22 protein-coding genes are annotated in these 23,405 nt (G+C 59.8%); 4 read left to right on the top strand and 18 right to left on the bottom strand.

Annotation, left to right across the window (positions count from 1 at the left end; genetic code table 11):
* Nucleotides 1–198: 198 nt before the first annotated feature.
* From ggt to AC2A6O_RS16655, 11 genes are all read right to left on the bottom strand, one after another.
* Nucleotides 199–1,797 (bottom strand): gamma-glutamyltransferase, encoded by a 1,599-nt coding sequence (gene ggt / locus AC2A6O_RS16705; protein ID WP_498928720.1) that lies wholly within the window; start codon nt 1,795–1,797, stop codon nt 199–201.
* A gap of 41 nt (nt 1,798–1,838) precedes the next feature.
* Nucleotides 1,839–2,531, bottom strand: coding sequence for an ABC transporter permease (locus AC2A6O_RS16700; RefSeq protein ID WP_148583820.1), 693 nt, complete (start codon nt 2,529–2,531; stop codon nt 1,839–1,841).
* Nucleotides 2,531–3,241 carry an ABC transporter permease gene (locus AC2A6O_RS16695; RefSeq protein ID WP_498928718.1) on the bottom strand — a complete coding sequence of 237 codons (711 nt, stop codon included), beginning with the start codon at nt 3,239–3,241 and terminating at the stop codon, nt 2,531–2,533. Before AC2A6O_RS16695 ends, AC2A6O_RS16700 begins: the two co-directional genes overlap by 1 nt.
* A gap of 69 nt (nt 3,242–3,310) precedes the next feature.
* On the bottom strand, nt 3,311–4,162 hold the full coding sequence (locus AC2A6O_RS16690; protein ID WP_498928716.1) for a transporter substrate-binding domain-containing protein: 852 nt from the start codon (nt 4,160–4,162) through the stop codon (nt 3,311–3,313).
* Nucleotides 4,163–4,259: 97 nt separating this feature from the next.
* Nucleotides 4,260–4,928 (bottom strand): GntR family transcriptional regulator, encoded by a 669-nt coding sequence (locus AC2A6O_RS16685; RefSeq protein WP_498928714.1) that lies wholly within the window; start codon nt 4,926–4,928, stop codon nt 4,260–4,262.
* A gap of 327 nt (nt 4,929–5,255) precedes the next feature.
* Nucleotides 5,256–6,590 (bottom strand): polygalacturonase PglB, encoded by a 1,335-nt coding sequence (gene pglB, locus AC2A6O_RS16680; protein WP_498928712.1) that lies wholly within the window; start codon nt 6,588–6,590, stop codon nt 5,256–5,258.
* Between the two features lie 67 nt (nt 6,591–6,657).
* A complete protein-coding gene (gene nagB, locus AC2A6O_RS16675) occupies nt 6,658–7,455 on the bottom strand; it encodes a glucosamine-6-phosphate deaminase (RefSeq protein ID WP_498928710.1) in 798 nt (265 codons plus the stop codon).
* Between the two features lie 64 nt (nt 7,456–7,519).
* Complete coding sequence (locus tag AC2A6O_RS16670; protein WP_498928708.1) at nt 7,520–8,656, bottom strand: ABC transporter ATP-binding protein; 1,137 nt, start codon at nt 8,654–8,656, stop codon at nt 7,520–7,522.
* Between the two features lie 58 nt (nt 8,657–8,714).
* Nucleotides 8,715–9,908 carry a Gfo/Idh/MocA family protein gene (locus AC2A6O_RS16665; protein ID WP_498928706.1) on the bottom strand — a complete coding sequence of 398 codons (1,194 nt, stop codon included), beginning with the start codon at nt 9,906–9,908 and terminating at the stop codon, nt 8,715–8,717.
* A 96-nt stretch (nt 9,909–10,004) separates the two neighbouring features.
* Nucleotides 10,005–11,186 (bottom strand): ROK family transcriptional regulator, encoded by a 1,182-nt coding sequence (locus tag AC2A6O_RS16660; RefSeq protein WP_498928704.1) that lies wholly within the window; start codon nt 11,184–11,186, stop codon nt 10,005–10,007.
* Between the two features lie 108 nt (nt 11,187–11,294).
* On the bottom strand, nt 11,295–11,504 hold the full coding sequence (locus AC2A6O_RS16655) for a hypothetical protein (RefSeq protein ID WP_498928702.1): 210 nt from the start codon (nt 11,502–11,504) through the stop codon (nt 11,295–11,297).
* A 96-nt stretch (nt 11,505–11,600) separates the two neighbouring features.
* On the opposite strand from AC2A6O_RS16655, the gene AC2A6O_RS16650 reads away from it, so the two are divergent.
* A complete protein-coding gene (locus AC2A6O_RS16650) occupies nt 11,601–13,355 on the top strand; it encodes a glucosidase family protein (protein ID WP_498928700.1) in 1,755 nt (584 codons plus the stop codon).
* Between the two features lie 74 nt (nt 13,356–13,429).
* Here the strand turns inward: AC2A6O_RS16650 and AC2A6O_RS16645 are convergent, their stop codons facing one another.
* Entirely contained in the window at nt 13,430–14,044 is a 615-nt protein-coding gene (locus AC2A6O_RS16645; RefSeq protein ID WP_498928698.1) for a GNAT family N-acetyltransferase, read from the bottom strand.
* Between the two features lie 234 nt (nt 14,045–14,278).
* On the opposite strand from AC2A6O_RS16645, the gene AC2A6O_RS16640 reads away from it, so the two are divergent.
* From AC2A6O_RS16640 to AC2A6O_RS16630, 3 genes are all read left to right on the top strand, one after another.
* The gene (locus AC2A6O_RS16640) at nt 14,279–15,613 is read left to right on the top strand and encodes an extracellular solute-binding protein (RefSeq protein ID WP_498928696.1); all 1,335 of its coding nucleotides are present in this window, start codon (nt 14,279–14,281) and stop codon (nt 15,611–15,613) included.
* A 140-nt stretch (nt 15,614–15,753) separates the two neighbouring features.
* Nucleotides 15,754–16,650 carry a carbohydrate ABC transporter permease gene (locus tag AC2A6O_RS16635; protein ID WP_498928694.1) on the top strand — a complete coding sequence of 299 codons (897 nt, stop codon included), beginning with the start codon at nt 15,754–15,756 and terminating at the stop codon, nt 16,648–16,650.
* Complete coding sequence (locus AC2A6O_RS16630; protein WP_148583806.1) at nt 16,647–17,480, top strand: carbohydrate ABC transporter permease; 834 nt, start codon at nt 16,647–16,649, stop codon at nt 17,478–17,480. The genes AC2A6O_RS16635 and AC2A6O_RS16630 overlap by 4 nt, the downstream gene beginning before the upstream one ends.
* A 347-nt stretch (nt 17,481–17,827) precedes the next feature.
* Here the strand turns inward: AC2A6O_RS16630 and AC2A6O_RS16625 are convergent, their stop codons facing one another.
* The 6 genes from AC2A6O_RS16625 to AC2A6O_RS16600 all read right to left on the bottom strand — a co-directional run bounded on the left by AC2A6O_RS16625 (nt 17,828) and on the right by AC2A6O_RS16600 (nt 23,358).
* Complete coding sequence (locus tag AC2A6O_RS16625) at nt 17,828–18,754, bottom strand: SMP-30/gluconolactonase/LRE family protein (RefSeq protein WP_498928692.1); 927 nt, start codon at nt 18,752–18,754, stop codon at nt 17,828–17,830.
* Nucleotides 18,754–19,482, bottom strand: a complete 729-nt coding sequence (locus AC2A6O_RS16620) for a cytochrome b561 domain-containing protein (protein ID WP_498928690.1) — start codon at nt 19,480–19,482, stop codon at nt 18,754–18,756. The genes AC2A6O_RS16625 and AC2A6O_RS16620 overlap by 1 nt, the downstream gene beginning before the upstream one ends.
* Nucleotides 19,479–19,631, bottom strand: a complete 153-nt coding sequence (locus AC2A6O_RS16615) for a hypothetical protein (RefSeq protein ID WP_498928688.1) — start codon at nt 19,629–19,631, stop codon at nt 19,479–19,481. The genes AC2A6O_RS16620 and AC2A6O_RS16615 overlap by 4 nt, the downstream gene beginning before the upstream one ends.
* Before the next feature lie 111 nt (nt 19,632–19,742).
* Entirely contained in the window at nt 19,743–20,792 is a 1,050-nt protein-coding gene (locus AC2A6O_RS16610) for a substrate-binding domain-containing protein (protein WP_148583804.1), read from the bottom strand.
* Nucleotides 20,793–20,815: 23 nt separating this feature from the next.
* Entirely contained in the window at nt 20,816–21,838 is a 1,023-nt protein-coding gene (locus tag AC2A6O_RS16605) for an ABC transporter permease (protein WP_148583803.1), read from the bottom strand.
* A gap of 11 nt (nt 21,839–21,849) precedes the next feature.
* Nucleotides 21,850–23,358: a sugar ABC transporter ATP-binding protein gene (locus AC2A6O_RS16600; RefSeq protein ID WP_498928685.1), complete on the bottom strand. Its 1,509-nt coding sequence runs from the start codon at nt 23,356–23,358 to the stop codon at nt 21,850–21,852.
* Nucleotides 23,359–23,405: the final 47 nt, after the last annotated feature.

The raw sequence follows: 23,405 nt of genomic DNA, 5'->3' as shown, positions 1-23,405 counted from the left end.
CGCCGGTCCAGATGTGAGCACGGGTACCAGTGTCTGGACCAAACGCAGGTCAAACGAGATCCCGCCGGAGGCATGCCACCGGCGGGATTTGCGCAAAACCCACGCTGAAAATGGGGCGCAAGATCTGAATACCCTTCCGCGTGCGCCATAGAATGCCGTATGCAGCTGCTCCCGGTCAGGTCGAACCGGGACGCCCTGCTAGAACCCCAGAGCGATACCGTCCTTACGGGATTCCGAAGCGCCCGCAAGAGTCCCGTTTTCCCAGTCGATCCGGATGACCTGAGCACCACCGATAGGATCCGGAGAGGGAACGAGCTTGAAGCCCCGGCGTTCCAGTTCCGCCGCGACCGCCTGCGGAATCGTATGCTCTGCTTCAACGCGCGTGTCGTTGCCGCCGACCGGGATAAGCCGGGGAAGATCGATGGCCTCCTGCAAATCCATGCCGTAGTCGAGCACCTTGGACACAAGATGGGCATGGCCCATGGCCTGATAGTATCCACCCATGACACCGAAGGACATTTCGGTGCGGCCATCGCGGGTGACCATACCGGGAATGATGGTATGCAGCGGGCGTTTGCCGGGTGTGATCACATTCGGATGGCCGGGTTTCAACGAAAAGCTCTGGCCACGGTTATGCAGCACGACGCCTGACTGCGGGGCTACCAGGCCCGAGCCGAAGCAATCGAAAATCGAGTTGATCAGACTGACTGCATTGCGCTCTGCGTCGACCACCGTGATGTAGACGGTGTCCCGATGCAAAGGCATCTCGAAGGCAGGCAGTTCCGTCAGGGCGCGGCTGAGGTCAATCTTCGCGGCGAGCTTTGCCGCCAGCTCGTCCGACAGCATTTCCTCAACCGGGACTTTGGCCTTGACCGGATCTGCCAGCCAGGCATCGCGCGCGGCATAGGCAAGGCGTGTGGCCTCGATTTCCGCGTGCAGCCGGTCGGGCGACAGCGGATCGTCTCCGGTCTCGACATGCGACAGGATGTTGAGGATCATCAGGGCGATAATGCCCTGACCGTTGGGGGGGCATTCATGGATCGTGTGGCCGCGGAACCGGGTGGTGACGGGCGTTACATACTCGCCGCTGGCGGAGGCAAAGTCCTCCAGCGTGTGCAGCCCGCCGAGTGAGCGGAGGTAATTGACCATGTCCTGCGCGACCGGCCCGCGGTAGAAACCATCGCGGCCTTCGGCGGCAATCCGTTTCAAGGTAGCGGCCAATTCGGGCTGTTTGTGAATCTCGCCGATGGCGGGCGCACGGCCTTCGGGAAGGAAGATCTTCGCCGCCGCCGCATCGGCAGCCAGCAGCTTTTCCTCCAGCACCCAATCACGATGAACCCTAGGTGTGATGGCGTAGCCATTTTCCGCAAATGCGATGGCCGGGGCGAGAACCTCGGCAAAGGTGATGCGGCCATGGTCGGCATGCAGACGCGTCCAGGCATCTATAGCGCCCGGAATGGTAACCGATGCGGGCGACTGACGCGGGACCTCCTCGGTAATTTCGCGCTCGCTAAACCAGCTTTCGGTCAATGCCTCAGGGGTCCGTCCCGACCCGTTATAGGCCAGAACCTCATCTCCCCCCTTGGGAGCGTACAGGGCGAAGCAGTCGCCGCCGATGCCGGTCGAGCCCGGCTCCACCACGCATTGCACGGCACAAGCCGCGAGGGCAGCATCCATTGCATTCCCGCCGGCCTGAAGAATGTTGACCGCCGCAAGGGTGGCGTAGGGATGCGAAGTTGCAGCCATGGCATTGGCCGACACGGCCACCGACCGCGTCGGTTGTTCGAAATTGCGCATTCCTGTTGCGTCTCCTCGGTCTTTATCTCGTGAGGTGCCCGTCAGGCGCGGGACCGGTAGGGTGTGAGTTTCTGTTCGAGGGCGTTCAGGGCCCGTACGATGATGAAATTCAGGATCAGGTAGATCGCGCCGGCAGCGATGAAGACCTCGATGGCCCGGTAGCTTTGGGAAATGAGCCCTTGCGCGATGCCGGTAACCTCCATCAGCGTGATGATGGAGGCTAGGGACGTGCCCTTGACCATGAGGATAATCTCGTTGCTGTAGGCCGGGATTGCTGCGCGGAACGCCAGTGGCAGGACCACGAAGCGCAGGGTCAACAGCCGGTTCATTCCCAGGGCGGCCGCGGCTTCCCATTGCCCCTTGGGAATGTTGCGGATCGCACCACGCAGAATTTCGCTGCCATAGGCGCCCGTGTTCAGTGACAACGCCAGGATCGCGCACCAATAGGGCTCTCGAAAGAAAGTCCACAGGCCGAGCATCTGGAGCGTCGGCCGAAACTGGCCGAGCCCGTAGTAGATCAGAAAGATCTGAACCAGCAGCGGCGTGCCCCTGAACACGGCGACAAAGGACCGGATGGGCCAGACCACCAGGCGCCTGTCCGTCTGCTGCGCCAGGGCGAGCACAAGCGCCAGAACGAAGCCGATAACAATGGAGGATCCGGCAAGCTGCAACGTTAACGGCAGACCCGACAGCAGCTTCGGAATGATGCTGATGAAGAAATTGAAATCGATCATTATCGCGCGATCCCCTGGGAGGTTTTGACTTCCAGGGCGCGGAAGGCGAACCCGGTGATGCCGGCAATGATGAAGTACAGACAAGCGGCAGCGATGTAGAACAGGAAAGGCTCTCGCGTGGACCCGGCGCCGATCTGGGATTGCCGCATCAACTCCACGAGGCCGATCACCGAAATGAGCGCAGAATCCTTGAGAACGAGCTGCCAGACATTGCTGAGGCCGGGAATGGCATGTCGCAGAAGCTGGGGAGCGATCACGAACACGATGGTCTGACTGCGCGAAAGCGCCAGTGCATTGGCGGCGTCGAACTGGCCCCGGTCGATGGCGAGATACGCCCCCCGGTAGACTTCCGCCTGATATGCACCGCAGATAACGCCGATGGCGAGAACGCCCGTGGCAAAGGTCGGCAGGCCGACGAAGCCTTCCGCGCCCGCAGCGCGGGCAATCGCAGTCAGCGCGACACTGCCGCCGTAATAGAGCAGATAGATGGTGAGGAGATCCGGCACACCGCGGAACACCGTGCCATAAGCGGACGCGACTGCTTGCGGCAGCCGCGCGGAGGACAGGCGCCCGGCGGCGGCTGCGGCACCAAAAACTATGCCGAGAGCAAAGCCCAGCAGCGACAACAGCAGCGTCGTCCCCGCGGCCTCAAGCAGCGCAGCCCCCCAGCCTCCGCTGCCGAAACCGAGCAAGTAGAGTTTGTCGAACATACGGGTCGAAACCTTTTATAAAAAACTTTCGGCCGGGGGATACCCCCGGCCGCCCTCGGCTTGCCCGCGTTATTTGACGGGTGTCACGTCTGTGTGCACCCACTTCTCGGAGATCCGTTTGATCGTGCCGTCGTCGATTGCCTCATCGATGGCCTTGTTCAGCATCTCCTTGAGTTGCGTGTCTTCCTGGCGAAGACCCGCGCCGGTGCCAAAGCCGAAGACACCGCCGACAAAGCCAGGGCCAGCGAGGGTGTAGTCGGAGAACTCAGGCTTTGCGAGAGTTGCGGCCAGGGCCGTCTGCTGGGCGAACAGAGCATCGATACGGCCTGCCGACAGGTCCAGATCGTGCTGTTCGGTCGTCTTGTATTCCCGGATTTCGACCGTATCCGCCAAATACTTCTTCAGAAAATCCAGATTGGTCGTCGCAGCCTGCACGCCGACGACCTTGCCCTCGAGCATGGGTTTCAGCTTTTCGATAGCCTCCAGGGCCGCAGCATCGTCATCAAGCTTGAACTTTTCACCTGTCAGGCCGAGCTTGCCCAGTTCGCTATCCTTTGCAACCGCGAAGCCGGAGGGATCGACTGCATAGGGTTGCGTGAAAGCGATGGTCTCAAGCCGCTTCGGCGTGATGAACATGCTGGCCATGATGACGTCAAACTTGCCGACAGTCAGGGAGGGGATCAGCCCGTCCCAGTCCTGTGCGATGATCGTGCATTCGATCTTCATTCTGGCACAAAGGTCGTTTGCCAGCTCGATTTCAAGGCCGTCCAGCTTGCCGTCCGCTGTGGTGAAGTTCCAGGGAGCGTAAGCTCCTTCAGTGGCGATGGTGATCTCGGTGGGCGCGCTTTGTGCCATGGCAGCGGGGCCAAAGGCGAGTGTCGATAAGGCAGCCGCGAGCGCGGCCATGCGACGGATCGTCATGACGTGAAGTCCTTCCTCTAAATCAATGCCGTTGGTTCGGCGGTTCCCCTCGCCCGTGCCGGATGTTCCCCCGGCTTTGGACGATCCGCCCGGCGCGTCAGCGCCGGGCGGGACTTGCGTATTCGGTAAGCAGTGGTGCCGTGCCGAGAATGTGCTCCCTCATCACCTCCTCGGCATGAGCTGCATCACCGGATTTCAGTGCCTCGATCAGGTTTTCATGTTCCTGGCGAGCGGATAACGGTTTGGTTACATAGTCGAACCAGATCCGCATGTAGGGTTCGATGACCAGATGAAGGGCGGATATCTGGCGAATGAGTTTCGGGCGGCCGCTCAGACGGTAGATATAGGAGTGGAACTCCTGATGCCTCGGCACCCACTCGCTGCTGCCGCTCTGTCCGGAACGCTCCATACGGTCCAGCAGCAAATCCAGTTCCTCGAATGTCTCAGCGTTCATCTCCGGCATGGCAAGCCGCACCGCCAGACCTTCCAGAACAGATCGGATTTCAAAGGTTTCGTAGATCTCATCGACCGTCAGCCCTGCCACAACGCAACCGCGGTTCGGGCGAAGCGTGACGAGCCCGTCAGACGCGAGCCGGCGAAAGGCTTCTCGAACAGGCATGCGGCTCATGCCGATTTCGTTGGCGATTTCCTCGGGGATGAGCCGGTCTCCCGGTTTGTACCGCCCGCACCGCAACGCCGATTGCAAATGGAGATAGGCCTCCTCCTCCGCGGTGGAGGCTTTCAAATCTGCGGAAGAAGGCGACATGGCCATTTTTGCTCCACTGGATTTTTGTATCCACTTATACAAACATCCAGTTTCTTGAAGGTCAAGCGTTAGGATTTGAAACATTCTCCATTGGTGGACAGAGGCTAACGCGGCAATTCGGGTAGTTTCTCTCAAACGAAATGCGTGACCCTTGGGCTCCCAGGCATTTCTTCCAGACACAGTTGCCGGACTGTTCGATGCATCCGCCACGCAGAAACGGTGCAGACGGCCGCGGCCTTCCCTGCCGTCAGGCACAGCGGCGCCGCGACTTGAAAGCGCTTCAGGCTTTCAGATCCGTCACTTCAGACAAGTGTCGTCAGGTTTTATCTATAGCGGCGTGTTGGAAGCCATCACCTGTTGCAGGCGGCTCCATCCTGCGGGCAATGGCTCAGGCCGTTCGATCCAGACATCCTCTCTCTGGAGACTGTCCACATTGAGCGCAAATAGGCCCGGCATACCGTCCGGATAGGCAAAGAGACCGAGCACCGCGCCCGAAGCGTCCTTGACGTAGGCATTGGCCCGGCCGCTAACGTCTTTCGCCGGGGCAAGATCATGCGCGGTCGGGCGCAGATCATAGCGTTCGCCGGTCCCGATCGAACCGGGCCGCTGTTGAAGGTTGATCCGGCGCATCACAAGGCCCGCGATACCGGCGTCGCCGAGCGCGGCAAGGTTGATAGCCCCTTCCATACTGCCCGAAACATCTTCAAAAAGGACATTGCAGACCGCTCCGGCGGGTGCTTCGGGGCGACGGTCGAGAACATTGACCGTTATGGCCTCACCAGAGCCCCAGAAGCCGTCCGGAGTTTCGCGGCAGTCGACCGTTATCCGGCGAAAGGTAACACCATCGATCACGCCGCCGTCGCGCGAGAAAATGCCCAGCGCCCGATTGGACGAAACAATGTCGCAGTCCGTGAATTCTATATCCTTGAAGTCAGAGAAGGATTCCGTCCCGATTTTCAGGGCGCAGCTTTGGCTCTCGATCCGGCATTTCCGAATGCGAATGCTTCGGCATGGTCCGGTGGGCACACCACTCGCACGCCGGGTCGTCTTCAGCACGATGCCGTCATCGGCGGTCGCGATGTCGGTGTTGTCGATGATCACATCGCTGCAGGAATCGATGACGATGCCGTCCGTGTTGGGCATCTGCCGGTCATTTTCAATGGTCACCCGGGAAATGCTGACCTCTTCACAGGCGATGAAATGCAGCGTCCACATCGGCGAATTGCGGACGGTGACGTCCTCTATCCGCACATTGCGACAGCCGTCGAACACCATCACGCGGGGACGCAGGCGGGCGGGCAGATGCGTTCCCATGTCGTCAAGCTCGCCGGCGATGAAGTCGGCTCCCGGAGCGTCGATCACACCCTCACCGGTAATGAGAATGTCCTTGGCATCCTTGGCGACCAGCATCGCCCGATCCGAGTCCTCCGCAATGACATCCACCGTGGTGGACGCATAGGCCGCATAGTCGCCAGCCGGTTTGAGGATCGCACCTTTGGAAAGGTGAAGATCTACACCACTGCGCAAAACGAGGCCGCCGACATGATGAACACCGTCCCCCAGAACGAGACGCTGACCTGTTTCGCCGGCGTAATCGAGCGCAGCCTGAAGACGAGCCGTTACGTCGCCTTCGTCTGGATTGAACAGGATGTCATGCTTCATGATGAATGCGGCTCCGTGAAGCGATAGCGCCCGCAGGCAAATTGGGTTCAACAGGCACTTTTCGGCTTCACGACCGTTCACCAGGCTCGATTTGGGCCGGGGCGCCGTCGGGATGAACCCTTTGATAGTAGTCGACAAGCTCCAACCTGGCCGCCGCCTCCCGGTCGAGCAGCATGGTCGCGTGCCTGTGCAATTGCAGCGCTGACGCCGGACAGGTAGCCGCCAGGGGGCCCTCGATGGCCTTTGCCACCGGCTCCGCTTTCGACGCGCCAATCGCAAGAAGAATGCAGTGCCGCGCGTCGAGGATTGTGCCGATCCCCATCGTCAGCGCGTAATGCGGCATGTCTTCCGGTCTTTCGAAGAACTGCGCATTCGCTTCTCGCGTTTCCGCTGTCAGCGTCTTCACTCTTGTTCTCGAGGACAGGCTCGACGTCGGTTCGTTGAAGCCGATATGCCCGTTGCGTCCGATCCCCAGCAATTGAAGGTCAATACCACCGGAGGCCGCGATGGCGGCTTCATAACGCTCGCATTCCACCTCTGCGTCTTCACAGTCGCCCTTCGGCAAATGCGTTCTCGTCAGATCTATGCCGATCCGGCTGAACAGGCGCTGGCGCATATAGGTGTGATAGCTCGCCGGGTGCTCTGGCGGCAGGCCGAGATATTCGTCGAGATTGAAGCTGCTGACACCGGCAAACGAAACGGCACCCTCGCGTGCGCCATCTGCCACGCGGTCATAAACGGCTTCCATCGTGCCGCCCGTGGCAAGGCCAAGAACGGCATCCGGCTTCAGTCGCACCTGGTCGAGCACAAGGCGTGCTGCCGCCGCGATAGCGTCTTTGGCGTCCGGAAAAATCAAAACTTTCATTGAAGGTCCTTATGGGCGGCGTCGCCCGAGGCCGGGGTGTCTTCTTCAACCTGCCAGGGGCATTTCAAACAGCTACGGCGGCTGGCAAGGACGGATCCATTTCACTGGCGTCGACACGGCGCTCCAGCGCCCTGCCTTCGCCATCGAAGAGATGACAGTCACGCCCTTTAAGGCCAACGGTCTGCGGCACGCCCGCCTTTGCCGGTACCATACTGTGGAAGAGCGAGGTGAACGTCTCCTCGCTCCCTTCGACGGACGCATAGACAAGGGTGTGAATGCCGAGATGCTCGATCACGGTCGGCATGACCTGAAGCTCGGCCTCCCCCTGCCCCAGCAACAGGTGTTCTGGCCGGATGCCCAGGGTCAGCGAAGCGCCTTGCAGGTTGCCGCGAACTTCCACCGGCACCGTAACTTTCGAGCCGTTGGCAAGCTCAACGGTGACGCCGCTTTCGTCGCATGCCGTGCAGGTGACCGGCAAAAGGTTCATCTTCGGATTGCCGATGAACTGCGCAACGAAGAGGTTGGCTGGTTTGTGATAAAGCTCAAGCGGCGTCCCAACCTGGCTGATCAGGCCTTGATCGAGAACGACGATCCGGTCCGCCATGGTCATCGCCTCGACCTGATCGTGCGTGACGTAGACCATCGTCGCCCCAAGGTCACTGTGAAGCTTGGAAAGCTCTATACGCATTTCGGCTCGAAGCGCCGCATCGAGATTGGACAGCGGCTCGTCGAAGAGGAAGACAGAGGGTTCGCGGACAATCGCCCGGCCAATGGCAACGCGCTGCCGCTGTCCGCCTGAAAGCTGGCCGGGCCTGTGCTTGAGCCGCTCGTCGAGTTTCAGGATGCTCGAAACGCGGCGCACCTTGCGGTCGATCTCGTCTTTCGGCAGCTTTTCGACCCGCAGCGGAAAGGCGATGTTCTCATAGACCGACATATGCGGATAAAGCGCATAGGACTGGAATACCATCGCGATGCCACGTTTGACGGGCTCGAGGTCGTTGACCACCTTGCCGTCGATTTTAACTTCGCCAGCGCTGATTTCTTCGAGCCCGGCAATCATGCGCAACAATGTCGACTTGCCGCAGCCCGATGGTCCCACGAAGACGATGAACTCGCCGTGGTTGATCGCCATCGAGACGCCTTTTATGACTTCGAACTTGTTGAAGGCTTTGCGCACATCAACCATTTCAAGCATTCCCATGACTCAACTCCGTCATCGTTTCATGATGCAGGCGCCATCTTTCCAGAGGCGATTGGCATCAGCTCTTCGCAGTCAGCCCATAGCTGTCGAATTGGTCCCAGATCGCGCTCATGTCCACGACCGAACGATTGAGGCGCGCCTCGTCAATCTTGATCGCCGTTAGCCCCGCCTCGAGCGCGTCGAGCACGGTCACCTTCAACGGCACACCCCGGTCGAGAAAAGCCGCGATGTCCGCCACCATCTGATCGTCTGCCCCGGAATGATTGTCCCTGCCCGTGCCGACGCTCGGATCCTCCAAAAGCGTCTGTGATGTCAGGGCATCTGTAAGCTTGAAGGTGCATCGGACGAAGTCGCCCTCGGCCATGCCCTTTGTGCCGATCACCGCGAACCGGCGGAACTCGTCGGGCACGTTTATGTTGGTATGAAAGGCCAGGTTTGCACCGTCCTCATATTCGATCAGCGCCGTCTGGTAATCGATGATGTCCGCGTCGCTCTCGAATTCGGAAGACGTGCCGCCCCAGCGCGGCTCGAAAGGATACACCCGATTGCCCCGCGAGGGTTCCGCGCGCAGCGCAATCGCCCGGTAATCCGGAAGTTCGTCAGGCTTGTTCTCCGGGACGAAGCTTTTCCGTCCGCCGAAGCTTGCAACGTACTTTGCACGCCTGCCGACAACACCCTGGTAGAGGTCGAGGTCATGGCAGCATTTTTCCAGCATGAACCCACCGGAAAATTTCTCGTACCGGCGCCAGTCCCGCATGAAGAAACTGCCGTGGTAAGGGGCAATATGCTCCGACGCCTCAATTGAGACAATCTTCCCAAGATGCCCTTTGGCCTGGGCCTCCTTCAACATCCGGTAGAGCGGCGCATAGCGCAGGACGAGACCGATCATCAGACGCTGCATTCCCTCGTGACGGCGCATCAGGTCCAAAAGCTCGAAGGTTTCCGCCTCGCTGATCACAACGGGCTTTTCGGTGAAGATGTAGGGAACCGACGATTTGAGAGCCGTTCGCAGATGACCGATATGCATGTGGTTTGGCGAGCCGATCATCAGCATGTCCAACGCCTCGCCGTTGAGCATGTCCTGCAGGGTTTCATACCCGTTCAGAGTGGTTCCGAGGCCGGTCTCCAGAAAGGAGAGCCCCGCCGGTGCGGGATCGGCGTATGCGGTGAATTCCAGATCAGCTTTCTGCGCCTTCAGGCAGCGTGCCACATGTGACATTCGCGATCCAAGGCCGACGATACCGACTTTCATGTGTCAATAATCCCAGTGCTTTACGCTTCAGGCCCAGGCCGCGATGTCGCGTTCCTGCAAGGACCGCATCCCGTTCTGAACGCCTGAGTTTTTGTTCTAAGCTTCTCCGAGATCGACCCCGAAAAGCTCTTCGTGCATATGCGCGACCGCTATCCCCAGGCCGCCGATGAGGGCGGCCCGATTGCCGAAACGGCTGATTTCGATGCGAACCGGATGAGGAGTGCAGCGCGGAAGATAACGGCGGATGGCCTCTACAAGCTCCGGCCGTGCACCGATGCTGCCGCCCATGATTACCAGGTGCGGATCCAGCGTGGCGCCAACAGCGGCAATGGCAAGCGCTGTCAGCCGCGCCGTTTCTTCAACCGCCGCGATGGCGCTTTGCTCACCCTTCTCGAAGGCGACGAAAAGATCGGCGACGCTCGCGCCTTCCTTTCCGCCGAAACCTGCGTAGCGCCGGGCCATCGCCACACTGCCGACAGCCGTTTCGAAGGTTCCCAGATGAAAACCGCCGGGGTCGAACGGATCTCCGCCGATCGGCAGATAGGAGATTTCACCCGCAGCCCCGCGCCCGCCCCGCAACAGGGACCCATTGGCAATGATGCCCATCCCCGTTCCGGTGCCGAGTGCGACGAAAGCAAAGTTGCCGACGTCGACCCCATGCCCCTTCCAGCGTTCACCTTCCGCAGCGAGATTGACGTCGTTTTCGATGATCGTCGGGATGCCGAGCCTGTCAGTCAGCAACTGGCGCAGATCGATATCCTCGATTCCGGCGATATTGGGTGCAACATGAATGTGGCCGGTGGCTGGATCGAGCACGCCCGGCGTGCCGAGGACAACCATGCGCACCTTGGCCATTTCAACGCCGGCAAGCGTCGTTAGTTCACTGATCACCGCCTGGAACTGATCGACCAGATGGACACCGCCCCGAACATCTGTCGGCACTTTCGTTTCGGCAATGATGTTGCCAAGAAGGTCACCGATTGCGGCCGCGATCTTTGTCCCCCCCAGATCGATGGAAACGGCAAGACCCGCGCTGGCGTTCAACTCGTAGGTAATGGCGGTACGTCCGGGACGGCCATCGGTCTTGCCGACCGGCCTCAGCCAGCCATCGGTCTCCAGATCGCGCACGACATCGGAAATCGTCTGTTTGGAAAGACCCGTGAATTTGGCGATATCAGCCCGGGAGATCGGGCCCTGCGCCAGAACGGTCCGGATCACCGCATTCGTCGAAATTTTACGCGCAATCGGTGTCTGCGCAACAGAAGACGTAATGGCCATCGTTCTGAAGTGAGCTCCCAATTAGTCCAGCACCTATACCTAAATCGGATATGCGCATCTAAAATTTCGCTAGTTTCGGCGATTTCCCAACCGAAAAGAACGCGTCTCTTAAATATTGGCTAGCGTTTTTATTTCTATTTGTCCACCGCCTTGACAAATTAATTCCCAGTTGGATAGGCTCTCCTCATTCATTTGCAACGCGACGAGGTTCGCCATGCAGACAATGCGAGATGCCAGAGCTTCAGCACCGGTCACTGCGCCACCAAATGGCGCGCGAGCCGCTGTGTTCTGCACGGCGTCCAGATTGCCAGCAATCATGAAGGCCGGCCTTCTTGCGTCCGCGATCAAACAGGCGGCGACTGCCGCCGGCTCAGCCAATCCCCCATTCAACGTCAGAGCACCAGCAACCCCATCATGATGACGCCGACGCCACAGGGTGAAATTGCCACCCAGCACCCCGTTCTCCTGCCGATCATGGCGCCGCGCCTTCAGGCCGACCTGCATCCCGACGGCTATGTCGATCTCGCACTTTGGGCGTCCGGCAGCCTGGGCCGTGTCCGGTTTTCGCCCCTGCCCGGCCCGTATGTCTATGGGCCGAACCGGCTGGTCGCGGAATCCGGCGGCGCCTATGTCGCGCAGTCAAAGCCGATCATGCTTGTGAGAAACGTCAAGCTGAAGACCACTCACCCGGCGCGACGCTGCGCCTGGTGGCACGAAATGGACGGCGAAGGCGTCAAGGCCAAGGTCACAAGGACAAAAGACCAACGGACCATCGAACTCCCCTGGGGTGTCGTCGTCATGGAAGCCGGCGAAAACGATCTTCGGATTGCCGTAGGCGCTTCGATGGACGAGGCGAAGGGCGCGCTTACTCTTTCCAATGACGAGATCATTGCCGAAGCCGAGGCCTATGTGACGCGTTGCGACGCCGTTCCGGAAGCCGATCCCCTGATGCGCAGCATGGTGAAGCAGGGCATTCACGCAGCTCTTTCAAGCATCCGGCAGGATGAAAAGGGAGTCTTTGCAGGTCTGGCCGCGGGACAGGCCTATAGCGCGCCTGCACGCACCTATTACCGCGATGGCTACTGGACGATGCAGCCGCTTCTGACCCTGGCACCGGAAGCGGTTCGCGAGGAAATTCGCCTGCTTGCAAAGGGCGTCCAGCCAGATGGTGAAGCCCCGAGTGGCGTCATCCTGACAGGACCCGCACAATCCGAGGCATGGCAGCGCTTCGTCGCCGAGTGCCGGGCCAATCCTGACAGGCGCGGAAAGGCATTCCCCGAGCATCATAATCGCCCCGGGGACTGGTGGAGCGATCATTTCGATAGCCCCCTCTTCTTCATTCTTTTCATAAGCGACTATGTGGAAGCCACCGGTGACATTGCCGAAGCGCACATGCATTGGCCCATCGTTACGGCCATCATCAATCGCTATCTGGGGTTTGCAGCACCGGGAAGCGTGCTGCCCCTGAAGCCGCGCAACGACCGCGACTGGGCGGACAACGTATTCCGCGAGGGTCTGGTTTCTTACGATCTTGGCCTCTTCGTCGGCGCGCTCGATGCGGTTGCCAAGCTTGGCAGCGACCATGATCCGGACCTGGCCGAAAAAGCCCGTGAAACCGCGAAGAAGGCCCGCGCCGAGATCGAGGACGGTCTCTTCGTCGCCGAACGCAACGGGTATGCCGACTACAAGACACCTGACGGGTTCATCGAAGATCACCTCGTTCTCGACAGCCTGACGCTCTCCCGGTTTGACGCCATTTCCCCGGAACGAGCGAAAGGTCTTCTCAAGGCCTTTGAAAAGAACCTGGAATCCAGGAACAACAAGGAACAGCCCTATGGGGACTGGGGGGTCATGTGTGCTTATCCGCCCTTTAAGCGGTCCCGGGACACGCGCGCAAAGACTGCCTTCGCCTTCCGTTATCACAATGGATCGGACTGGCCCTACTGGGATGGCGCATATGCGGAAGAGCGCTTGCATCAAGGCCTTGGTGGCGCCCGGTATGCCCTGACGCGATGGTGGGAAACCTGCCTTGCCAACGGTTGGGCCGGCGCGGTGGAATATTTCTCACCGCCCTTCGGCCGCGGCTCCCTGCTTCAGGGATGGAGCGCGATGCCCGCAGCCACCGTTTTCAAACACGGCCTTGAAGCCGCGAATGCGGAGGGCTCATGATCCTCGGCAAACCCGCTGCATCCGGCAATGGCTCGGGCCGGTTACGGAAAAACCCGTTGTCACGACAGGCTGGTTCAACGGCCAAGACGGCGGGCAAACAGCACGTGGTCGTCGCGGCTGATGTCTTCAAAGCCGAGGTGGCTGTAGAAGCCTTTCGCCCGCTCGTTCTGCGGATGAAGTCCGAGATGAACACCCGGCGCTCCGGCTTTCGCCAGCGCATCAAGCACCGTGTTGATCATCCTGCGGCCCCACCCGGAAGACTGTGCGTCCGGCAGAATGTTGATGTGGAGATGGGCAGGATAGTCCGCCAGCAGCCATTGCGGCGTTCTTTCCGGATGGTTGATCCGGTGCAGGGCCTTTGCATCATCGCGCAGGGTCGGCGTCATATCCGCCACGATGCGGCGAATGTCCGGCCACCAGTGATGCTCCAGCTCTTCCTCGAAACGGGCGGTGTCTGGCGCTCCAAGAACGTAGCCGATCGTTCGCCCGTTCTCGACAAGAACGAAAGCACATCCCGGTTCAAACCTGAAATAGGGCACCGACCAGATATAGCCCGGCAGACGCTTGTCGCTGAAAAACGCACTCCCGTCGCCGCCACCATCGGCGGTCTTCAGACAGATGTCGAAGAGGGCGTCGAGGTCATCCTCGGTCGCCGGACGGATGAGGCGATCGTCAGCTGTGGCGTTCATGGTGTCATCGACCTCGTTGCCGGCTCTCCGCCAGCTCGCTTCATCTGTTTTGAGGGCTCAAGCGGATGCCCCCAAACCGAGGAATGCGGAAGTGCAAAAGGAATGTGGCAGAGCACTACATGAATTCGCCGGAGCGGTAAAGGTCTGGCAGAACAAGACGTTCGGCACTGTACGACAAGGCCAGGCCGATCGGGGAAGCAAGCTAATCGCAATAACAACCGGAGAGGACAACCCATGTTTAGACGTCTAATATCCTGCAGTGCGTCACCAGCAGCGCGAAGGTCAGCAGTGCTGGCCGGCGCTGCCATTATCGGCTTCAGCCTTTCGGGAATGGTCCGCGCTGAAACGCTGACGGTCTGGGACGATCATGATTCTGAATCGCGCGCAGCCGTGATGGCCGAACTGAACGGCCGGTTCAAGGAAGCTCATCCCGACATCACGCTCGATCACACGATCCGCGATTTCGCCGACCTCAACATGACCCTGAAACTGGCCGTTTCCTCGGGCGACGGCCCGGATGTCACGAAGGTCAACCAGGGCGCCGGCGCCATGGGTCTCATGGTCAAGGAACACCTCCTCGTACCGGTGGATGACTTCATCGCGGAATACGGCTGGGACAAGAACCAGTCCGAAAGCCTGCTGGCCCGTGACCGCTGGTCGGACAAGGGCGAATTCGGTGTCGGCCCGACCTACGGCATCTCCTCGCTCGCTGAGATCGTCGGTCTTTACTACAACGAAAAAGTCCTCGCCGACGCCGGTGTCGAGCTGCCGTTGAAGTCGTTCGAAGACCTCAAGGCCGCCGCCGACAAGATCAAGGAAGCCGGCAAGACGCCCTTCATGATCGGCACGGCAAAGGGCCATCTGACGCTTCACATGCTCGCCGGCATCACCCAGGCGCATATCGATGCTTCGGATCGCAAGGCGCTCGACGATCTCGTGTACGGCCATGGCGGCACGTTTGACACGCCCGGCAATGTGGAATCGGCCAAGATTGTTCAGGATTGGGCACAGGATGGCTATTTCTTCAATGGCTACCAGGGTATTTCCGGCGATGACGCTGTCCAGCTCTTCGTCTCCGGCGAAGGCGCCTTCCTGATTTCGGGCACCTGGTACTTTGGTGACATGAAGGCCAATCCGGACATTCATTTCATGCCGATTCCCGGCCCCAAGGGCGTAGAGCATCCTCTCTCCGTTGGGGGTGTCGACCTTGCCTGGGCAATCACCAGCATCGCCAAGGAAGACGGCACGAAGGCGCTTGCTGGCGAATACATCAACTACATGGTGTCCGAGGATGCCGCGGTCACATGGGCAAAAGCCGGCTACCTGCCTGCTTCCTCTGTCCCTGCCGACGCGGACATCGAGGTCACACCGCTGCTGTCGGAAGGCATCAAAATCTGGAAATCGCTCAACGAGAACAACGCGATCGGTCACTACCCGGATTGGGCGAGCCCGACCATGCTGAAGACCTTCGACGACAACACGCCGTTGCTGCTCGCCGGTCAAGAGACCCCGCAAGAGTTGATCGACAAACTCGATGCCGACTATCAGGCATACATGAAGAGCAAATGATCCTGGAACCTGCAGCCCCTCCGGCCTCGTTCAAGACCTGACCGGATCCTGCGCCAAAACCATTCCCGCCGCGTCGGTCCATCGAACGGACGCGGCGGGAGCACCCCGCCAGCAAATCGTCACTGTATTGGAACGCCTGAATGTCGCGCTCACCGCTCGATGCCAAAGTCAGCAGCAATCTCATCTTCATCCTGCCGGGACTGCTGATTTATGGATCCCTGGTTTTTGGCCCCATCATTGCGGCACTCGTTCTCAGCCTGACAAGCTGGAATGGTATCAGCGCTCCGGACTGGATCGGGTTTGGCAACTATATCAGCCTGATCGCAGACGAGGTGTTCTTCAAGTCATTGAAGAACAACGCCATCCTGATGATTTTCTACTGCGCGGTTCCAGTCTGCCTCGGTGTCGCGCTGGCCGCCCTGGTGTGGAACCTCAAGCAGAAGGAGCAGCTCGCGCTGCGCACCCTGCTGTTTCTGCCCTATATCATGCCCACCGCCGTGCTCGGCATCATCTGGCACTGGCTCTACAACCCAGCCTTCGGCCCCTTCAACCAGGCGCTGAAGCTTATCGGCCTCGGCGACTACGCCCTTCCCTGGCTCGGTGATTTCACCTTCGTTCTTCCAGCCGTCGGTATCGTCGCAAGCTGGTATTTCTTCGGCTTCTGCATGGTGCTCTTCCTGTCCGGCATGCAGAGGATCGACCCCTCTCTGTTTGAAGCCGCGAAGGTCGACGGCGCCAGGGGCATCCGGACCTTCTTCTTCATCACCTTGCCGCTGCTGCTTCCGGAGATTCGCATCGCGCTGCTGCTCACGATCATCGCCTCGATCAAGAGTTTCGACCTGATCTTCACAATGACCCGTGGCGGCCCCGCCAACGCAACGCTTGTCCCCAACATCTACATGTATCAGCTCGGCTTTCAGCTTAACCGCTATGGATATGCGGCGGCCGTCGCCATCGTTGGCGCAATCCTGATTTTCGTTGTCAATTATGCGGTCCACCGGCTGGTTCGCCCCAATCACGCAGGAGATGCGTCATGAGCCAATCATCGGGCCTCAACACAACTGCTTGGCCGATGCGCATCATCCTGTGGCTGTTCGCGCTGATGACCGTGATCCCCTTCGGGCTCTTGATCCTGACGTCTCTGAAGAGCCGGCCGGACCTGTTGCAGGGGGCGTTCGTTCTTCCCGAATATCCCCATTTCGAGAATTACGTCAGCGCCTGGATCGACGGGCATTTCAACGTCTACTTCCAGAACTCGGTGTTCGTCGTCGTTCCGGTCGTGACCATCAGCATCGCTCTTGGAACCTTGACCGGCTTCGGCTTCGCCTTTCTCAGTTTTCCCTTCAAGCGCACGCTCTTCGTGATGATGACGATCGGCATGATGGTGCCGACAGAGGCGTTCATCATCCCGCTCTACTACGAGATGCGCTACACGGGTCTCATCAACACCTACGCAGCTTTGATCCTGCCGCAAATTGCAATGTCGATACCATTCGCGACGATCTTCATGGCAAGTGCCATGCGGCAATTGCCGCAGGAAATCCTGGAGGCGGCGGTGCTCGATGGTGCAAGGCGCAGCTATATCCTGCGCCGCGTCATCCTGCCCCTGATGGTGCCGGCAATGTCGACACTGGCGCTGTTCCTCTTCATCTGGACCTGGAACGAGTTCCTCATTCCTCTGATCCTGGTGAACGACGACAGTTTCCGAACCTTGCCCATCGGCATGCTGTTCTTCCAGGGCCGCTACACGGTGAACACCCCCGTGCTGACTGCCGGTGCGGTCATCGTGATCGCGCCGCTGATCCTCGCCTACCTGATTTTCCAGCGGAAGTTCATTTCCGGACTGACGTCGGGTGCGACCAAGTAGAGAGAACGCCGTAGCCATCGATTTTTGAGTCAGAACGCTCGGAAAACCAATGGGCAGAAGAATTCCGCCACGGAAGACATGCCCCCTGCTTTTCCAGAGCGTTCTGAGCTGGGTTGTTCCAGAGATGACCCCGTTTGCGGGAGCGAGACGCACTGGCTGCCAACGTTCTGCACCATGGCAATGACGGTCGCAAGCTGGTTCGGGATACCCGACATCGTGGCCGGTTCAGGCCTGAACGCCATTGCCCCTCAGCGTCTTCTTTCACTTGATCCAGGGCCTGGCAAACTCCATTCGCTTTCCAGACAGACCGGGTGAAGCAAAATTCGGACGCAAGCCAGGTTGACGCGCTATCTGGAAATCCCGTTTACATTGAGAAAGACGGAATAAAGAGACGTCGTCCCGGTGATGAAAAGCCGGTTGAGCTTGGCCCCGCCGAAGCAGACGTTGCTGACGATTTCCGGGATATGCACCTTGCCGATCAAGGTCCCGCTGCTGTTCAGACAGTGAACGCCATCGGCCGCCGAGGTCCAGATGCGGCCGTCCCGGTCCAATCGAAACCCATCGAAAAAGCCGTTTGTGCAGGACGCCAGCACATCGCCCCCGCGCAAACCCCTGCCATCCTCGCTCACCTCGAACTTCCGTATGTGGGCGGGACCGTTTTTCTGGTGGGTGCCGCCAGTGTCCGCAATGAAGAGATGCTGCTCATCCGCCGAGAACGCCAGACCGTTCGGTTTGACGAAATCCGTTGCAACAGTGGTGACGTCTCCCGTCTCGGGATCCGCACGATAGACGTGACATGCGCCGATTTCGCTTTCCGCGCGGTCTCCCTCGTAATCCATCATGATCCCGTAGGAAGGATCGGTGAACCAGACCGAACCATCGGATTTCACGACGACATCGTTTGGCGAGTTGAGACGCTTTCCGTTCCAGTGCGATGCGATGACGCTGATCGATCCGTCATGATCTGTTCTTGTCACACGCCGCGTCTGGTGTTCGCATGAAACCAGCCGACCCTGAGTGTCGACCGTGTTGCCGTTGGCATTGTTGGAGGGGGAGCGGAAGACTGACACGGAACCGTCCGTCTCGTCCCACCGCATCAGCCGGTTGTTGGGAATATCGGACCAGACCAGGTACCGTCCTGCCGGAAACCAGGCGGGGCCCTCCGACCAGCGCGCGCCGGTCCACAGGCGCTCCACACGCGCATGTCCGATGAAACAGTCTTCGAATTCCGGCTTGATGACTTCAAAGCCTGTGCCTTCCAAAACACCAAACATCACATATCCCGTTTCTTGCTGTAGATTGCCGCCCTTGTTGCATGAGCGGGCTTTTCGGCCCGGTTTCCCGGATGGACCGTGTCAGGTCCCCAGATCGCCTGATAGGTATCGACCGCCCAGCCTTTGCGTTGCAGCACAACAGCAGCGGCCGTCAGTCCGATCCACCAGACCAACAGCACAAGCCACATCCATCGCGGCGCATTTGTGGCCCATAGCCCGGTCCCTATCGCTCCCGTCATCATGACCAGAGCAAGGTAGCCGAAGAGTTTGTGCAAGCTTTCAAAAAGTTGCCGGCGAGGTGTCATGTCGTAATGATCTCCCCGGAAAGACCCGTCCGGCGCCGGGCTGCTCGGCCCACCTTTCGTGCCACGAAGCAGGCCCGACAGGGCTTGAAAGCCGCCGAGCGCAAGCAGGCAATAGCCGAAGAGACGGTGCGCCTGTTCATGGCCCGTGTTCTGGTCGGATAGCAAGATCATGACGACACCCGCGGCCGACAGAACCAAAACAGTGCTTTGGCCCATCCAGTGGCAGCGCCACCACATCTTGTTGTCCAGTTCCCCGGGCCAGTTCTGCCCTGGCAGAACCTTGAGATAACGGGCAGTCAGGATCGCCAGCGGCGCGAGGATCCCCCAGCCGAGCACCATGATACGGGCGTGCCAGGACAGGGCGAGCCCGACATCGTGGGCTCTGGCCGGATCTACCGGGGAGAGCAGCCACTCCAGGATCATACCTTGCCCGCCCCCGCAATCACGTCGGAGACAACCTGCTTCGATGCTGTGAAGGTGAACAGCATCGGCGGATTGGCGAAAGCGCGCAGGGAATGGGTGGAAATGGCTTTCCGTCTGGATGAGCCACTGACAAAGCGTAATGAAGCCATTGCGTGTTCATTTCAGAAGAGCGGAGTTGGCGAGCAGATCCATGGAGTTTGAGCCGCCCGGCTTTCCAGCCGCGCGGCCCGTCTTCCAAAGTAAGTAGAGTGGGCAGGAAATTACTGTTTCCAGATGGCCGTATAGGCATCGCGATACGGCGTATCGGGATCGAAAGCAGTGCTGTCGCCCATTTTCTCCACTCCTTCCTTCGTCACAAGAGCCGGAGACGTGACATAGCCCGAGCACGGCTCGCCCTGGATTGCCCGGTTGAGTTCATCAACCAGCTGCCAACCTTGCAGGTTGAGCGGTTCTGCAACGGTGATCGCCTGATAGGCGCCGGTCTTGATGCGAAAGAAAGCCGCTTCCGAGCCATCGCCGGCCGATCCTGCCTGCGGACCGTCTTCACTGGAAACTCCGGCCGCCGCCAGCGCGGGACCCATGAAGTCGAAGTAAAGGTCGTTGATGGCCAGGGCGTGGGTCCACTCGTCGCCGTATTTCTGCAGCAAGCTGGTGGTCAGCGGCCCCATGCGGCTTGAGGTATCGGCAATTGGCGTATCGACATATTCAAGCACCTTGCCGCCGCCGGCCTCGATTGTTTCCTTGATACGGTCAGCCTTGTCGATGGCGATCTGGTAAGTGGAATCGGTGAAGATGACCGCACCGATATCCTTGCCGCCGTCTTCAAGCGCCCAGTTGGCAGCAACTTCCGATACCGCCATGGCGTCGGTCGACACATTGGCAAAGATCCCGCCCGGCGCGTCGCAACCGATCTTCGGCCCGGAGTGCCAGGCGACGATGGGAATGTTCGCGGCTGCCACGTCTTCAAGCGCAGCCTGCTGTTCGACAGCATCAAAGCCGTTGATGACGATCCCGTCCGGCTGTAGCGCCAGGGCCTGACCGATGGCCGCCGTGCGGCCCTGAATGGACCCGGCTCCATCGAGAACACGAATGTTCCAGCCGATCTGGGAGGCCGCCTCCTCAACGCCCTTGGATACGCCCAGAATACCGCCGTTCTTCATGTCTGCAGCAACAACGACGATGGACTTGTCCGGCGCGGCCGCCGGACCGGTGGTTGGTCCGTCCCATGGCGTTTCGGCCATGACCGGGATCCCGGCGGTTGCCAGCATCGTCGTGGCCAGAATGATCTTCAGGAATGTACGTTTTTGCATAGTCTCCTCCATTGCATCCAACGTTACTTTTTCACCGCCCCCTTGCGGCGCTGCGCGTAACCCGCAATACCGATTGCAATCAGCAGAGTGACGCCGTTGAAGAGCGGCTCGACCCAGAATGAGCCTCCAAACTGCTGAATTCCGGAAATCCCCACTGCCAGGATCGCAACCCCGACGATGGTGCCCCAGACATTGACCCGCCCGGGCTTGATGGTTGTCGAACCGAGGAAGGCACCGACGAGTGCTGGCAGCAGGAATTCCAGACCGACGCTTGCCTGACCGATGCGGAGCTTCGATGCCAGAAGCACACCGGCGAGCGCGGTCATGGTGCCCGATGCCATGAAGGCACCGATCACATATTTCCGTGTCGGAATGCCGTTCAGATGGGCCGCGCGCTGGTTCGCACCGATGGCGTAGAGATATCGGCCAACCGGCGTATATTCGAGCATCAGCCACAGGAAGACGGTGATCGCGATCAGGTAATATCCGGTGATCGGTAGACCGAAGACAAAGGTTGTGCTGAGGGCAAAGAAGCCATCCGGCAGGACCCCCACCATTTGGCGGCCCCCGGTGTGCCAGAGGGCGATCGCATAAAGCACCGTGCCCGTGCCAAGCGTCGCGATGAAGCTGTCGATCTTGGCCACTTCCACCAGGAGCCCGTTCAGGAACCCCGTGAACGCTCCGAGCAACAAGACGATCATGACCGCCATTGGCCAGGGAATCCCCAGAAGGGTCTGCAGGCTGATGGCCAGGATGTGCCAGAGCACGATGCCGTAGCCGACCGTCAGATCGATCCGGCCGGCAGCCATGGGGATCATCGCTCCAAGTGACAGAAGCGCGATGATCGCCTTGTCCGAAACGATTGCCCGAAGGTTCAGGAGTGTCGGAAAGGTTCTGGGCAACAGGACCGAGAACAGCAAGATCAGCAGCAACGTCAGAATGACGAGACCATAGACCGGCAGCAGGCGCACAAGTTTGGCGCGGGTGGTCAAGCCCCGCATTTCCGTTTTGGTCGGCTCAAGAGCGGTGGATTCAAGTGACTGCATTGTTCTTACCCTTAAGCGGCGGCAACGTTGCTGGCCGAAGCGGCCTGAATGAGGTTTTCCGTCGAGAGTTTCGCCCCTGAAAGCTCACCGACAATCGCGCCCTGGCTGAAGACGATGGCGCGCTGGCAAATCGTTGCGACTTCTTCGAAATCGGTCGAAACGAGCAGGATGCCGACCCCTTCCCGCAGCGCCTTGTTCAACAGGTCATAGATTTCCGCCTTCGCACCCACATCGACACCTGCGGTCGGATCCTCGCAGATCAGAAGCTTTCGCTTCGTCGCCAGCCAGCGAGCGATCACCACTTTTTGCTGGTTGCCGCCGGAAAGGGCCTCAATGGCGAGTGTTTGATCGTTCGGCGACAGCGCCACTTCACGGCCGATCCGTTCTGCTTCCCTGGATTCCGTGTCCGGTGACATGAAGGAAAACAGGTTTCGGCCGACGGCCGCGGGATTGAGAAAGGTGTTTTCGCGAAGGGTCAGCGGCATGGCGACGGATTCTTCCGTCCGATCCCGCGCGACCAGCCCAATGCCGCTATCAAGTGCTGTCTTGGGAGAGCGCAAATCCGGAGCCCCGACACCCGTGAGCTCTATTTCACCTTCGTGCGGCTCAAGGCCATAGAGCGCCCGCGCAATCGTCTCGTGTCCAGCCCCGCGCAAGCCCACAAGGCCGACGATTTCGTTGCGATGGAGTGTAAAGTCAACCGGCCCAGCCACCCGGGTCGCAAGACCTTTCACGGACAGGACCGGTGCTCCGGGCGTCTCCGTCAGCTTGGTGACCTGCCGGGTCTTGCGGCCGACAATCATATGTACGAGTTCTTCGGCGTTCGTGTGCTGGATCGCACGAACCCCGACGAGTTCACCGTCTCTCAGAACCGCAACGCGGTCGGCGATCTGGAAGATCTCATCGAGCCGGTGGGAGACGTAAATCATGCCAACCCCAGCGTCCCGCAACGGCCGCAAGGCTTCGAACAAACGCGCGACCTCATCCGCCGGCAGCGACGCCGTCGGCTCGTCAAGCACCAGGAAGTCACTATCGACGGCCAACGCGCGGGCAATCGCCACGAGCGATTTTTCCGTGCGGGAAAGGTCCTGCACGCGTGTGGAGGGACAAAAATCACAGCCAACTTTCAGAAGGGCCTCCGCAGCAAACGCCTCGGCGTCCTGCCAGTCGATCAGGCCGAACCGTTTCTTGAAGCCGAGCGCCAGCGACATGTTCTCGGCAACGGTCATCCATTCGATCATGCCCAGGTCCTGATGGATGAAGGCAACCGCCTGGTGCTGGCCGAAGCCGCCCGGCCGATGCTCGTAAGGTTCACCGTTGATCAGCACACGGCCGGCATCCGGCTTGTGAATGCCCCCGAGAATTTTGATGAGTGTCGACTTACCGGCGCCGTTTTCACCCAGAAGCGCGACGATCTCGCCTCGGTCGACTGCCAACGAAACGTCCCGGACGGCATAAGTTCCGCCGAAATGCTTCTGAATGCCGTCGAAAAACAGACGGTTTTTCAGATTACCTGCCACTGTGTTCCTCCCAGTCGTCACCGGTCTCTCGCAGTACGCCTCCTCCA

The sequence above is a fragment of the Labrenzia sp. ATLA3 genome (genome assembly GCF_057180185.1).
The sequence above is the reverse complement of the archived record's forward strand: the minus strand, read 5'-3'. Positions and strand labels throughout refer to the sequence as shown.